This window comes from Flavonifractor hominis, from assembly GCF_040095835.1.
Lineage (GTDB): Bacteria > Bacillota > Clostridia > Oscillospirales > Oscillospiraceae > Flavonifractor > Flavonifractor hominis.
Genome location: NZ_JBBMFT010000011.1, coordinates 1 through 13,452, shown reverse-complemented (window position 1 = coordinate 13,452; position 13,452 = coordinate 1). Strand labels below are relative to the sequence as shown.

The 13,452-nt window shown below is 66.8% G+C and carries 14 protein-coding genes and 1 riboswitch; of the genes, 8 read left to right on the top strand and 6 right to left on the bottom strand.

Annotated elements, in window-relative coordinates; translation table 11 throughout:
• The first annotated feature begins 30 nt into the window (after positions 1 to 30).
• Complete coding sequence (locus WMO45_RS12230; RefSeq protein WP_349141078.1) at positions 31 to 630, top strand: hypothetical protein; 600 nt, start codon at positions 31 to 33, stop codon at positions 628 to 630.
• A 52-nt stretch (positions 631 to 682) separates the two neighbouring features.
• On the opposite strand, the gene WMO45_RS12225 is transcribed toward WMO45_RS12230, so the two are convergent.
• Complete coding sequence (locus tag WMO45_RS12225) at positions 683 to 2,341, bottom strand: ribonuclease J (protein WP_349141077.1); 1,659 nt, start codon at positions 2,339 to 2,341, stop codon at positions 683 to 685.
• Between the two features lie 303 nt (positions 2,342 to 2,644).
• On the opposite strand from WMO45_RS12225, the gene WMO45_RS12220 reads away from it, so the two are divergent.
• Entirely contained in the window at positions 2,645 to 2,866 is a 222-nt protein-coding gene (locus WMO45_RS12220) for a DUF1653 domain-containing protein (protein ID WP_349141075.1), read from the top strand.
• A 3-nt stretch (positions 2,867 to 2,869) separates the two neighbouring features.
• Positions 2,870 to 3,202 carry an arsenate reductase family protein gene (locus WMO45_RS12215; protein WP_349141074.1) on the top strand — a complete coding sequence of 111 codons (333 nt, stop codon included), beginning with the start codon at positions 2,870 to 2,872 and terminating at the stop codon, positions 3,200 to 3,202.
• 43 nt (positions 3,203 to 3,245) lie between these two features.
• Here WMO45_RS12215 and WMO45_RS12210 read toward each other — a convergent pair whose 3' ends face one another.
• A complete protein-coding gene (locus WMO45_RS12210) occupies positions 3,246 to 4,181 on the bottom strand; it encodes a helix-turn-helix transcriptional regulator (RefSeq protein WP_349141073.1) in 936 nt (311 codons plus the stop codon).
• A gap of 94 nt (positions 4,182 to 4,275) precedes the next feature.
• Between WMO45_RS12210 and WMO45_RS12205 the strand changes: the two genes are divergently transcribed.
• Complete coding sequence (locus WMO45_RS12205; RefSeq protein WP_349141072.1) at positions 4,276 to 5,118, top strand: C40 family peptidase; 843 nt, start codon at positions 4,276 to 4,278, stop codon at positions 5,116 to 5,118.
• Here WMO45_RS12205 and WMO45_RS12200 read toward each other — a convergent pair.
• From WMO45_RS12200 to WMO45_RS12185, 4 genes are all read right to left on the bottom strand, one after another.
• Positions 5,081 to 6,655: a M56 family metallopeptidase gene (locus WMO45_RS12200; RefSeq protein WP_349141071.1), complete on the bottom strand. Its 1,575-nt coding sequence runs from the start codon at positions 6,653 to 6,655 to the stop codon at positions 5,081 to 5,083. The two genes, WMO45_RS12205 and WMO45_RS12200, sit on opposite strands and share 38 nt — an antisense overlap.
• 1 nt (position 6,656) lies before the next feature.
• Positions 6,657 to 7,022 carry a BlaI/MecI/CopY family transcriptional regulator gene (locus tag WMO45_RS12195; protein WP_349141070.1) on the bottom strand — a complete coding sequence of 122 codons (366 nt, stop codon included), beginning with the start codon at positions 7,020 to 7,022 and terminating at the stop codon, positions 6,657 to 6,659.
• A 101-nt stretch (positions 7,023 to 7,123) separates the two neighbouring features.
• Positions 7,124 to 7,942: an NYN domain-containing protein gene (locus WMO45_RS12190; RefSeq protein ID WP_349141069.1), complete on the bottom strand. Its 819-nt coding sequence runs from the start codon at positions 7,940 to 7,942 to the stop codon at positions 7,124 to 7,126.
• A 7-nt stretch (positions 7,943 to 7,949) separates the two neighbouring features.
• Positions 7,950 to 8,702: an NTP transferase domain-containing protein gene (locus tag WMO45_RS12185; RefSeq protein ID WP_349141067.1), complete on the bottom strand. Its 753-nt coding sequence runs from the start codon at positions 8,700 to 8,702 to the stop codon at positions 7,950 to 7,952.
• A gap of 244 nt (positions 8,703 to 8,946) precedes the next feature.
• Here WMO45_RS12185 and WMO45_RS12180 point away from each other — a divergent pair, with 244 nt between their 5' ends.
• From WMO45_RS12180 to WMO45_RS12165, 4 genes are all read left to right on the top strand, one after another.
• Positions 8,947 to 10,425 (top strand): carbon starvation CstA family protein, encoded by a 1,479-nt coding sequence (locus tag WMO45_RS12180; RefSeq protein ID WP_349141066.1) that lies wholly within the window; start codon positions 8,947 to 8,949, stop codon positions 10,423 to 10,425.
• 173 nt (positions 10,426 to 10,598) lie between these two features.
• A riboswitch (Lysine riboswitch) is annotated at positions 10,599 to 10,776 on the top strand.
• 153 nt (positions 10,777 to 10,929) lie between these two features.
• Positions 10,930 to 11,859, top strand: coding sequence for a transporter substrate-binding domain-containing protein (locus WMO45_RS12175; RefSeq protein WP_349141065.1), 930 nt, complete (start codon positions 10,930 to 10,932; stop codon positions 11,857 to 11,859).
• A 4-nt stretch (positions 11,860 to 11,863) separates the two neighbouring features.
• Positions 11,864 to 12,667 (top strand): amino acid ABC transporter permease, encoded by an 804-nt coding sequence (locus WMO45_RS12170; RefSeq protein ID WP_349141064.1) that lies wholly within the window; start codon positions 11,864 to 11,866, stop codon positions 12,665 to 12,667.
• On the top strand, positions 12,667 to 13,410 hold the full coding sequence (locus WMO45_RS12165; protein ID WP_349141063.1) for an amino acid ABC transporter ATP-binding protein: 744 nt from the start codon (positions 12,667 to 12,669) through the stop codon (positions 13,408 to 13,410). Before WMO45_RS12170 ends, WMO45_RS12165 begins: the two co-directional genes overlap by 1 nt.
• The last annotated feature ends 42 nt before the right edge of the window (positions 13,411 to 13,452 follow it).

Genomic DNA, 13,452 nt, shown 5'->3' with positions numbered 1-13,452 from the left:
TTTCCCGGATGAGGAAAGGAGGGCGGCCCCATGGGGGATAAGCTGAGCAAAAACATCGTTGTGGTGGTCCTGTCGCTGCTGTCGGCGGTAGTGGGTATCGTCGCCTTTGCCACCGGGATGGATCTGCCCGGTCTGCTGGATGCCGTTTCCCCCTCCGCCGCCCAAACCGCATCCCCCGCGCCCAGTCCGCCCCAGACCGGCGGCACGGAGGAGCCGGCCGGCGGCTATACGCTCACGGCCGCCGCCCTGGAGCAACCCGATCCATCCTCCGGCGTCTACGCCCTGACCGGGACCTGGAAGCTGCAGGGGACGCATGAGGCGGCCGCTTCCTTTTCCCAGTCCGTGGAGGTCTCCCCCCTGGATGACCCGGACCAGATCCTGTACTGCGGCGCGGCGTCCTACGACACGGTGTGGAGCACCTCCGACGACGGGAGCGCCGTGGAGGTCCCCGCGGAGCTGGATGCCATGGCCCGGTACGACTACCCCAGCGGGACTTACGGCACCTTCCGGGTGGACCTGTCCGCGCCGCCCATCCCGGCGGGGCGCTACGAGTGCCGGCTGATCCTGTACATCGACGGGGTATGCTACACCTGTGCCCTCCCCTTTGACGTATCGCCGTCCCCCACATGACAATCAGCCCCACAGCCGCGCAATGCGCGGCTGTGGGGCTGATTTTGTCTGCTTATACCTCCATGATGACAGGCAGGATCATGGGGTTGCGCTTGGTCTTTTTGTAGAGGAAATTGGACATGGCGTTTTTGATCTCGGATTTGATGGCCGCCCAGTCGCCCAGGCTCTCCCCCTGGCACTTTTCCAGGGCGTTGACCGCCACCCGGCGCAGCTCCTCCATGAGCTCCTCGGACTCCTTGACGTAGACGAAGCCGCGGGTGATGATGTCCGGCCCGGAGACCAGGGAGCCGTCCTCCCCGGACATGGAGGCCACCACCACGATCATGCCGTCCTCGGCCAGGTGCTTGCGGTCCCGCAGCACCACGCTGCCCACGTCGCCCACGCCGTAGCCGTCCACGAACACCCGCCCGGCGGGCACGGTGCCGTTGATGCGGGCGGAGTTGGCCGTCAGCTCGATGACCTTGCCGATGTCGCTGATGATGATGTTCTTGGGAGGCATGCCCATCTGCTGGGCCAGCTTGGCATGGGTCTTGAGCATCCGCTGCTCGCCGTGGACGGGGATGAAGAACTTGGGCTTGACCAGGGCGTGGATGATCTTCAGCTCCTCCTGGCAGGCGTGGCCCGACACATGCAGGGCGCCCAGGCGCTCGTTGACCACCTCGGCGTCCTTGCGGTAGAGCTCGTTGATGACGCTGCCGATGGAATGCTCGTTGCCCGGGATGGCGGAGGCCGAGATGATGACCCGGTCGCCGGCCTGGATCTCCACCTGGCGGTGGGTGTTGAAGGCCATACGGGTGAGGGCGGACATGGTCTCCCCCTGGCTGCCGGTGGTGATGATGCAGACCTTGTGCTTGGGCAGGCCCTTGATGTGGGCCAGATCCACCAGCACGCCGTCGGGGATATGCATATACCCCAGCTCGGTGGAGACCTTCATGGCGTTCTCCATGGAACGGCCGGTGACCGCCACCTTGCGCCCGTACCGGGCCGCCACGTCGATGATCTGCTGGATGCGGTCCACGTTGGAGGCGAAGGTGGTGACGATGATCCGCTGCTGGCAGCCCCGGAAGAGCGCGTCAAAGGAGTCGCCCACGCTGCGCTCGCTCTTGGTGAAGCCGGGGCGCTCCACGTTGGTGGAGTCGGCCAGCAGGGCCAGCACGCCCTCCTTGCCCAGCTGCCCCAGCCGGCCCAGATCCATCATCCCGCCCTGGATGGGGGTGGGGTCGATCTTGAAGTCGCCGGTGTGGATCACGGTGCCCACGGCGCACTTGATGGCAAAGCCGCAGGCGTCGGCGATGGAGTGGTTGACGTGGATGAACTCCACGCTGAACTTGCCCGCCTTCACCACCTCGCCCGATTCGCAGGTGATGAGCTTGGTCTTGCTGACCAGACGGTGCTCCTCCAGCTTCAGCTTCACCAGTCCCGCCGTCATCCGGGTGGCGTAGATGGGCGCGTTCACATCCCGCAGAAGGTAGGGGATGGAGCCGATGTGGTCCTCATGCCCGTGGGTGAGGAAGATGCCCCGGATGCGATCCTTGTTCTTGATGAGGTAGGTAAAGTCGGGGATGACCACGTCGATGCCGTACATATCGCCATCGGGGAACCCCATGCCCACGTCCACCAGGATCATATCCCCGCCGTACTCGTACACGGTCAGGTTCTTGCCGATCTCGTTGAGGCCGCCAAGGGAAATAATCTTCAGTTTTTCAGCCATAAAAGTCTTGAAACACTCCTTTGTTGTCTCGATCTGTGTCTTATAAGGACAACGGGCGTCGGGAAATGGCGTTCATGCAAAGGCGGTGGAAGTTCCCGCTCGTCCCGGCCCTGCCTCGCCGGGAAAAAGGAGAATACCACCGTCCCAATCCGTCTGCTGTGTCCTGCCTTATTCAAAGCGCGTAGCCGCGCATAAAGCCAAAATGATAGTCTTAGTATACCACGCCTGCGAAAAAAAGTATACCTTTTTTTCTCTCCCGCGCCGTGGTACAATGGGAACACGCAATGAGAAAGGCGGTGTTCCATGGACACGTATCCTGTGCGGCCCGGCCGTTACCGCCACTTCAAGGGCAACGAATACCGGGTGCTGGCTCTGGCCCGCCACTCGGAGACCGGGGAGCCCATGGTGGTCTATCAGGCGCTCTACGGCGAGCGGGGCCTCTGGGTCCGCCCGGCGGACATGTGGGGCGAGCATGTGGAGCGGGAGGGCTATTCCGGCCCCCGCTTCGTCTACGTGGGAGAGTGAAGGATGAACATTCAGATCTTTGGCAAGAGCAAGTGTTTTGACACCAAGAAGGCCGAGCGGTACTTCAAGGAGCGGCGGATCAAATTCCAGTCGGTGGACCTGGTGAAATACGGCATCAGCCCCGGGGAGCTCAAGAGCGTGGTGAACGCCGTGGGCCTGGCGGCCCTCATCGACCCCAAGCACCCCGACGCGGCCCTGCTCAACTACCTGGCCTACGACGCCGACAAGCTGGACAAGCTGCTGGAGGACCCCCGGCTGCTGCGCACCCCCATCGTCCGCAACGGGCGGCAGGCCACCGTGGGCTACTGCCCCGAGATCTGGCAGAGCTGGACGTGACCAAACGGCCGGCCCGGGCAGTGCCCGGGCCGGCCGTCGCGTTTCAGTACCGGGCGGCGGCGGCGGCCAGCTGCTCCCGCATCCGCCGGGCCGCCCAGTCGGGCCCGGCGATGTAGGCTCCCTCCCCCAGGGCGAACAGCCACCCCAGAAAGGCCGGGTCCACCGCCGTGGACACCGCGGCGGTGCACCACCCCTCCTCCCCGGGGCGGAAGGATACCTCCGGCCCGAAGCGGTCCCGCACCGCCCCGGCCAGCTCCGCCCGGCAGCGCAGGGTGATCTCCTCCGGGGCGGGCGCATATACTGTCCGGTCCGGACCCGCCCCCGTCAGCGCGGTGACCACCAGCCCCTCCATCCGGTCCACCCGGTAGCGTCCGGCCTGTCCGGTGTGCTGGTCCACCCCCGCCAGGGTATAGTGCCCCTGGGTCCACAGCAGCTCCGCCGGGTCCACCAGACAGCGCGCGGAAACCGCTTCATTGGCTTTTTCCCTATACTCCGGGTATTGAAACAGGACGATTTTTCGATTTGTGATCGCCGTATGGAGTTTATCCACGTTGGAACACAGCCCTTTGTCCAGCTCCGCCGCCCGCCGGTCCACCCGGACCCGCCGCTGGCGCAGCTGTCCGGCCTGGTGGGTGCTGGCCAGGGCGGACAGAGCGGCGGAGAGCTCCTCGGCCCGCCCGGCGGGCACCAGGGGGCACAGCTGCACCGCGTCGGTCAGCAGCTTGAGCTGCCCCAGGTCCAGGGGCCGCTTGCCCAGGTACCACCCCGCCTGCCGCCCCTTCCGGCTGCGCACGTCCACCCCCGCCGCCCGCAGGGCCTGGATGTCGGTGTAGATGCTCTTGCGCTCGGCCCGGATGCCCGCCCCGGCCAGAGCGTCGATGAGCTCCTGCAGGCGCATGGGGTGGCTCTCGTCGGTGCGCTCCCACAGCAGCCGCCACAGCAGCAGCAGCTTTTCCTTCTGATTGGCCCGTTTGGCCATGGCGCTCCCCTCCTTTTCGCCTCCCAGTCTAGCACAAACCAAGTCCCATAAACCGGACCGATTCATCACCGCCTGTGAGAAATGAGGGATTTCCATGCATCTGCTCGTACAACTGCCCCTTTGTCCCCTGCGCGCCGCCCCCTCCGCCGATGCCGAGCGGACGGACGAGGTGCTGTGTGGCTGGCCGGTGGAGCCGCTGGAGGAGGCGGCCGGCGGCTGGCTCCGGGTGCGCACCCACTACCGCTATGAGGGCTATCTGCCCGCCCACGCCCTGACGGCCGCCCCCGACGGCGTTCCGGCCCGGCAGCTGGCGGTGGGGGCCGCCTTTGCCGACGTGCTGGCCCGCCCGGAGGTAGACGCCCTGCTGCTGGCCACCCTGCCCCGGGGGTCCCTTACGGCCCCGGTGAGGGAGCCGGAGGGGGGCTGGCAAAAAATCACCCTCCCGGACGGCCGGGAGGGCTATACAAAACGGAGTCTTTTGGTCCCATATTACGCTGTACCCCCCGCGCTGCCCCAGGAGGAACTGCGCCGGCGGGCGGTGGAGCGGGCCTGCTCCTACCTGGGCACCCAGTACCGCTGGGGGGGCAAGTCCCCGTCGGGGATCGACTGCTCGGGGCTGACCTTCATGGCCTGGTTTTTCAGCGGGGTGCTCCTCTACCGGGACGCCCGGCTGGTGGAGGGCTTTGCCGCCCGCCCCATCCCCTTCGACCAGCGCCAGCCGGGGGACCTGCTCTATTTCCCCGGCCACATCGCCCTCTACCTGGGGCAGGAGCGGTACATCCACTCCACCGCCCGGGCGGGGAGCGACGGCGTGGTCCTCAACAGTCTGGACTCCGCCGCCCCCGACTACCGGGCCGACCTGGCCGCCTCCCTGCTGGCCGTGGGCAGCGTGTTCCCCCTCACTTCTCCGGCGGAGCCATCCGCTCCAGGGCGGTGACCACCCCGCCGGACACCTGGGCCCGCAGGGTGAGCACATAGGGGCTGGGCACCACCTGGTAGCGCCTGCCCTCCTCCCGGAGGGCCTGCTCGTCCCGGGCGAAGTCCTCCAGAAACGACTGGAGGTCCCCCGTCCACACGGTGCCATCGGCCAGGGTGAGGGCCGCGTCCTCCGCCAGGCGGAAGCACTGCTCCCCCGCCGCCCGGGTCATCTGCCGGGTGTCGGGGTCCAGCTCGTAGACCCGGGCGGTGAAGAAGTCCCCGCCCTCCTCCGTGTCCAGCCGGCCGACGTAATAGCTCCCGTCGGCCAACTCTCCGGTCTGGATGGCGGTCACCCGCCCGTCCCGGAAGGTGAGCGTGCAGCTCAGGCCCCAACTGCTCATGAGCCCCACCTGCCGCTCCAGCTCCTCCAGATCTCCGGCTTCGGCGTCCACCTCGGCCTCCTGCCAGGGGCTGTCCTCGCCCACCGCGCCGTCGTCCTCGGTGTAGAGGATGCGCCGCGCCCCGGCATCCACCCCGTGGACCACCGCCGCCACCGTGCCGTTCCCCTCCGCCGGGGCGGGGCTCTCCACGGCCGGGGTCTGGCTCTCCGCCGGGGCCGGACTCTCCTGGGGATCGGCGGTGCAGGCCACCAGGCCGCCCCCCAGCAGGCAGGCGCACAGCACCAGCGCCAGGGCGGCCCGCCCCCGGCGGGTGCGCCCGGCCTGCATCAGGGCGGAAAAGCGCTCCCTGCGCCCCCGGGCCCCGCCGGTAAAGGAGCTGGTCAGGGGGGCCGGTCCCCCCGCGGGCACAAAGCTCAGCAGCGCCCTGCCGTACCGCTGCCGCCAGGCCCGGTCCTTCCCCGCCAGCACCGCCGCGTCGCAGGCGATCTCCAAATCCCGCTCCGCCGCCCGGCGCAGCAGCCACACCAGGGGATTGAACCAGTGCAGGGCGCACACCCACACCAGCAGCAGCTGGTACCACAGATCCCGCCGCCTGGCGTGCATGGCCTCGTGGGCCAGGGCGAAGGCCCGCCGCTCCCCCTCCACCCCCTCGGGCAGGAGGATGCGCGGCCGCGCCAGCCCCACCAGCACCGGGGAGGACAGCAGGGCGCAGCCCTCCACCGGCAGGCCCTCATACTGCCCCTCCGGCGTGCACCACCGGCGGGTCCGCCGGCGGAAGCGGACATAGCTGCCCAGCTGTACCGCCAGCACCACCCCCGCTCCGGCGGCCCACACCAGGGCCAGGGCCTGCTCCGCCGTCACCCGGGGGGCGGGGCGCTCCTCCGCCGCCTGAGGCAGGGACGCCGGCTGCTCCGGCCGGGCCGGAAGGACGGCCGGCTCCGCCGCCGCCGGTGCGGGGACCTCCAGCCGGACCGGGGCCCGGGGCAGGCTCACGTTGAGGGGGACCGCCAGGCGCAGGGCCACCAGCAGCCAGACCCAGCAGCGCCACTGGGGCCGGAACCGGCCCTTCCACACCGGCCCCAGGGCCAGCAGCAGGGCGATGAGGGCCCCCATGCTGATGCTTACCTCCGCCAGGGCGGCCAGGATGCCTGTCATCCTACTCCCCTCCTTTCAAAATCTCCTCCAGCTCCCTGCGCTCCCGCTGGGAGAGGTCCGGGCTGTCCATCAGCGCGGCCACCAGGCTGGGCAGGGACCCGCCGTGGAGCCGCTGGAAAAAGTCCCGGCTCTCCTGGGCCAGGTAGTCCCCCCGGGCCACCAGCGGGGTGTAGCGGTTGCTGCGCCCCTGCTTCTCCCGGCGGACGAAGCCCCGCTCCTCCAGCCGGGAGAGCAGCTTGATGAGGGTGGCGGTCTGCCACCGCTTTCCCGGCAGGGCCGCCATCACTGCGGCGGAGGAGGCGGGATACTCCTCCTGTCTCCACAGGGCCTGCATGACCTCCAGTTCCGCGTCGGGCAGATGTTCCATGTCCACTCCTCCTTTAGACATTTGTCTATATTCGCATTTTACAATTGTCTTATCGTTTTGTCAAGCAAAACCGGCGCGCGGAAATCCGCGCGCCGGTCGTTTTACTTTGCCTCCCGGTCCCGCACGAAGATGTGCTTGACGTGGGGCAGGCTGGTCTGGCGTACATCCACCTCAAAGCGTGGAAGGGATTTGATCATCTGGGTCAGCTTGGAAAAGCCGAAGTTGCGGGGGTCGAAGTCCCGCTGTTTTTTTACCAGCAAATTGCCCAATTCGCCCATAAAGGCGTAGCCCTCTTCGTCGGCCAGCATCTCCACCGAGTCGGCGATGAGGGTCACCACGTTCTGGGGCACCCGGGCGGCTGGCTCGGACTCCCGGGCGGGGGCCTCCTCGGGCTTCTTTTTGCCGCTTTTCTTGGGCTTGGCGGGCTCCTTGGCCGGTTCGGTCCGGGCGGCCTCTTCGGCCCGGGCCTGCTCGGCGGTGGAGCGGATGACCTCGATATACACAAACTTGTCGCAGGCCACGATGAAGGGATTGGGGGTCTTTTTCTCCCCCATGCCGTAGACCTTCTTGCCCGCCTCCCGCAGGCGGATGGCCAGGCGGGTGAAGTCGCTGTCGCTGCTCACCAGCACGAAGCCGTCCACCTGGCCGGTGTACAAAATGTCCATGGCGTCGATGATCATGGCCGAGTCGGTGGAGTTCTTCCCGGTGGTGTAGCTGTACTGCTGGACGGGGGTGATGGCGTTTTCCAGCAGCAGGGGCTTCCAGGAGGCCAGGTTGGGGGTGGTCCAGTCCCCGTAGATGCGCTTGATGGTGGGGGTGCCGTACACCGCCACCTCGGCCATCACGTCGCCCAGGGCGGAGCGGGGGGCGTTGTCCGCGTCGATGAGCACCGCCAGGCGCAGGTCGTTGGGCTGGGACATGGCCGGCTCAGCCCCGGCCCTGCCGGCGGCGGACGATCTGCTCCACCTGGGCCAGCTGCTCCACGGTGTTGACGCCCAGCATCTCCTCGGCGGTGCAGGTGGGGCAGGCCCCCACCCGGCCGCCCTTGGCCAGGATGTAGGCTGGGGCGTCGGTCAGGTAGTATTCCCCCTGGGCGTTGTTGGGGCGCAGCTGGTCCAGGGCCTGCCACAGGGGGCCGGCCTCAAAGACGTAGACGCCTACGTTGAGCTCCCGGATGGCCTTCTCCTCCGGGGTGCAGTCCTTGTCCTCCACGATGCGGGCAAAGCGCCCCTCCCCGTCCCGGACGATGCGGCCGTAGGGCAGCTCCTCGTCGGACACCGCCGAGAGCAGGGTGCAGTCGTTGCCCTCCCGGCGGTGGGTCTCCAGCAGGGACTCGTAGGTCTCCCGGCGCATGAGGGGCATATCCCCGTAGCAGACCAGCACGCTGCCCGCAAAGCCCTCCAGGGCCTGCCGGGCGCACTGCACGGCGTGGCCGGTGCCCTGCTGGGGCTCCTGCACGGCGTGGGGGTAGTCGGGGAAGGCGGCGACCACCTTTTCCCGGTCGTAGCCCACCACCAGTACCACGTCCTCCCGGTCCAGGAAGGACAGCTCCTCCAGCACATAGCCCAGCAGGGGCCGCCCGTCGGCCTGCCGCAGGACCTTAGGCAGATCCACTCCCTCGGTGCGCAGGCGGGTGCCCTTTCCGGCCGCCAGGACGACCGCTTTTATCGTATGCTCCATGGCATTTCATCCTCTTTTCTCCCGGTTTTTCCGGGTCTGATCGAAAAAAAGTATACCATACCCGCCCCCGGCCTGCAATCGTGCCGGGTCGAAATTTTCGTGATTTTCACCATTGACTTTTTTCGGCGCGGAACTATAATGAGGGCGCTTTCGGGAAGGGGCGGTACGGCCGGCCGCTTCTGTTCCGTTTTCTGCCCTTTTTTGATTCCGGGCCCCGGGCCCATTGATTACGAGGTGGAACACTATGATCACGTTCTTTGTCTGTCTGGTGCTCCTCATCGTCGGCTACATGACGTACAGCAAGCTCGTCGAGAAGATCTTCCGCGTGGATGACCGTCCCACCCCTGCTGTGGCGCATCCCGACGGTGTGGATTACGTCCCCATGAAACCCTGGCGCATTTTTCTTGTCCAGCTGCTGAACATCGCAGGTCTTGGCCCCATCTACGGCGCTCTGTCCGGCGCCTGCTGGGGGCCGGTCGTCTACCTTTGGATCGTCTTCGGCACCATCCTGGGCGGCGGCGTACACGACTTCCTCTCCGGCATGATGAGCGAGCGCAACGACGGCAAGTCCATTTCGGAGGTCGTGGGCCTCTACATGGGCAAGGTCATCACCTTTATCATGCGGGTGTTCTCGGTGGTGCTGCTGGTGATGGTGGGCGTCAACTTCTCGGTGGGCCCCGCCGGCCTGCTGGCCGAGCTGACCCCCGACGCGCTGGGCACCATGTTCTGGCTGGTGGTCATCATGCTCTACTACCTTGTGGCCACCTTCCTGCCCATCGATAAGATCATCGGCAAGCTCTATCCCATCTTCGGCGTGTGCCTGATCATCATGGCCGCGGGCATCGGCGGCGCCATCGTCCTGACCCGTGGCAGCGACATGCCGGAGCTCACCGCCGCGGCCTTCACCGTGGTGCACCCCGACGGTCTGCCCAAGTGGTCCATGATGTTCGTCACCGTGGCCTGCGGCGCCATCTCCGGCTTCCACGCCACCCAGTCGCCCATGATGGCCCGCTGCATCACCAGTGAGAAGCAGGGCCGCAGCATCTTCTACGGCGCCATGGTGGCCGAGGGCGTCATCGCCCTGATCTGGGCCGCCGCCGGCGTGACCTTCTACACCAACCACGGCTCCCTGCTGGACGGCATGACCGGCCTGACCCAGGCCATCGCCGCCGGCGGCGCGGGGGATGTGGTGTACGACATCTCCACCACCCTGCTGGGCCCTGTGGGCGGCGTGCTGGCCATGATCGGCGTCATCGCCTGCCCCATCACCTCCGGCGACACCGCCTACCGCTCCGCCCGGCTCACCATCGCCGACTGGTTCCACATCGACCAGTCCAAGATCGGGCCCCGCGCCGCCCTGTCCGTGCCTCTGCTGGCGGTGGGCGCCGTCATCGCCCTGGCCCTGCCCTGGGACGCGCTGTGGCGCTACTTCTCCTGGGCCAACCAGACCCTGGCCATGATCGTGCTGTGGACCGGCGCGGTGTTCCTGCACAAGTTCGGCTATCCCCCCAAGGCCTGCTTTATCGCGGCCCTGCCGGCCACCTTTATGTCCGCCGTGTCGGTGACCTACTTCCTCCAGGCCCCCGAGTGCCTGAACCTGTCCACCTCCATCGCCTACCCTGTGGGCATCGTGGCGGCGGCGGTGTTCCTGGTCATCTTCATCTGGCGCACCCTGATCGTGGGCAAGGACGACGTGACTGTGCTGAACACGGCCAAGCACTGAGAATCATCTCTCCCTCTCTGCGGGACGGATCCTCCGTCCCGCATTTTTTATAACTTCTTACGAACTTTTATACGCTGTCGTATAGAAAGCTGGAGGAGCCTCCAATTGACTTTCCCCTCCGGTACAGCCTACAATATTGCCCAAGAACCAATTGTTGCGGGGTTCGCGACCGCTGCAATGATAGAGGCGCGGGATGGAAAGAGTATCCGGCAGACTGGGGCAGGCACCCCGCCGGAGAAAGGGCCATACCGCCGAAGGGCCGGCCGTTTGCCTGAGGACCGGTAGCCTGGGCCGTTGGGATAAGATCTCACGGACTGCCACATATCAACTGTGTGGAGCGCTATCATTGAGGCATTGGGCATAGGTTTCCGCCGCTCTTTCCCATTTGGGAGGAGGGGTCTGTTTGTCGATGCTCTCTTGCCGCCATGAACGCTTCCACCAGGAAGGTTCATGGCGTTTTTTGTTGTCCAAGAGCGCCAAACAACTCGACTGGAGGAAACAAACATGAGAAGAAACACCATCACCGCCCTGACCCTGACCGCCGCTTTGTCCCTGACCCTGGCCGCCTGCGGCTCGGACGGCGCCACCGGCGCCGCCGCCACGCCCGCGGCGCCCTCGTCGGCCCCTGCGGCCTCCGCCGCCCCCTCCGCCGTGCCCAGCGGCGTGGAGGACGGGGTGCTCACCGTAGGCATGGAGTGTGCCTACGCCCCCTACAACTGGACCCAGACGGACGACTCCAACGGGGCCGTGCCCATCTCCAACGTGCCCGGCGCCTACGCCAACGGCTACGACGTGATGGTCGCCCAGAAGATCTGCGATGCCAACGGCTGGGAGCTGGAGGTGGTCTCCACCGCCTGGGATTCCCTGATCCCCGCCCTGCAGAGCGGCACGCTGGACGCCATCATCGCCGGCCAGTCCATGACCGCCGAGCGCATGGCGGAGGTGGACATGGCCGGGCCCTACTACTACGCGGACATCGTCTGCGTCACCACCGCCGACAGTCCCTACGCCGACGCCCAGGGCATCTCCGATCTGGCCGGAGGCGTGTGCACCGCCCAGTCGGGCACCAACTGGTACGACACCTGCCTGCCCCAGATCCCCGACGCCCAGATCCAGCCCCCCGCTGACACCGCCCCGGCCATGATCATGTCCCTGCAGACCGGCACCGTGGACTTCATCTGCACCGACGTGCCCACCGCCAAGGGGGCCGTAGCCAAGGACCCGGACCTGGTGATCCTGGACTTCAACGGCACCGAGGACAACTTCACCTTCGCCACCCCGGAGGAGGAGGCCGAGAACATCAACATCGGCATGTCGGTGGCCAAGGGCAACACCGTGCTGCTGGACGCCATGAACGCGGTGCTCTCCCCCATGACCCGGGAGGACTTCAACGCCCTGATGGACGACGCCATCGCCGTCCAGCCGGAGGTGTAAGGCAATGGACCGCTTCCTCGCTCTGGGCCAGGACATGGCCCTGCTGTGGAGCAAGTACGCCCTGTCCTATCTGGGCGGCATCCGCAGCACCCTGCTGCTGGCCCTGGCCGCCACGGCCATCGGCTGTCTCATCGGGCTGGTGTGCGGCATTCTCAACACCATCCCCTCCAGCCCCCGGGACCCCCTGGCCCGGCGGGTGCTGCTGGGGCTGATCCGGGCCGTGGTCCGGCTGTATGTGGAGGTGTTCCGGGGCACCCCCATGGTGCTGCAGGCGGTGTTCATCTACTACGGCCTGCCCTATTTCACCAACAACTCCATGCACTTTGACAGCATCTGGGCCGCCGCCATCCTCATCGTGTCCATCAACACGGGGGCCTACATGGCCGAGTCGGTGCGGGGCGGCATCCTCTCCATCGATCCGGGCCAGGCCGAGGCGGCCCGGGCCATCGGCATGAACCACGTCCAGACCATGACGTGCGTCATCCTCCCCCAGGCCCTGCGCAACATCCTGCCCCAGATCGGCAACAATTTCATCATCAACATCAAGGATTCCTCGGTGATGTTCATCATCGGCTTTACGGAGTTCTTCGCCTTCCACCGCTACATCACCGGCGTCAACAACCTCTACTTCCCCTCGGCCGCCATTGAGATGCTGGGTTACCTGACCCTGACCCTGGTCTCCTCCTTCCTGCTGCGGCTGCTGGAGCGGCATCTGGAGGGCAGCAGCGACTACGAGCTGGTGCAGGCCGACCCGCTGACCCTGACGGCGGGCACCTACCGCTACGCGGACAAGGGAGGTGCGGCGTGATGGACAACCAACCCATTCTGGAGATCCGCCACCTGTCCAAGTCCTTCGGCAAGCACCAGGTGCTGCGGGACATCGACTTTACCGTCCGCCCCGGGGACGTGACCAGCATCATCGGCTCCTCCGGCTCGGGCAAGTCCACCCTGCTGCGGTGCATCAACCTGCTGGAGACCCCCAGCCAGGGGGAGATCCGCTTCCACGGCCGGGACGTGGCCGGGCGTGGGGTGAACCCCTCGGCCTACCGCAGCCGGGTGGGCATGGTGTTCCAGTCCTTCAACCTCTTCTCCAACCTGAACGTGCTGGAAAACTGCATGCTGGGCCAGCGGAAGGTGCTCCGCCTGGGCCGGGAGGAGGCCCGGGCACGGGCCCTGCGCTACCTGGACCAGGTGGGCATGGCCCCCTACGTGGATGCCCGGCCCCGGCAGCTCTCCGGCGGCCAGCGCCAGCGGGTGGCCATCGCCCGGGCCCTGGCCATGGAGCCGGAGGTGCTGCTTTTTGACGAGCCCACCTCCGCCCTGGACCCGGAGATGGTGGGGGAGGTGCTCTCGGTCATGCGGGAGCTGGCCGCCGGCGGCATGACCATGCTGGTGGTCACCCACGAGATGGCCTTCGCCCGAGACGTGAGCAATCAGGTGGTCTTTATGGCCGACGGCGTGATCTGCGAATCGGGCGCGCCGGAGCAGGTCTTTTCCAACCCCCGGCAGGCGCGCACCCGGGAGTTCCTCTCCCGGTTCCTGGCCGGCTGAGGCGAAAAAACGGGCGGGGCCCGGCATCCATGGATGCCGGGC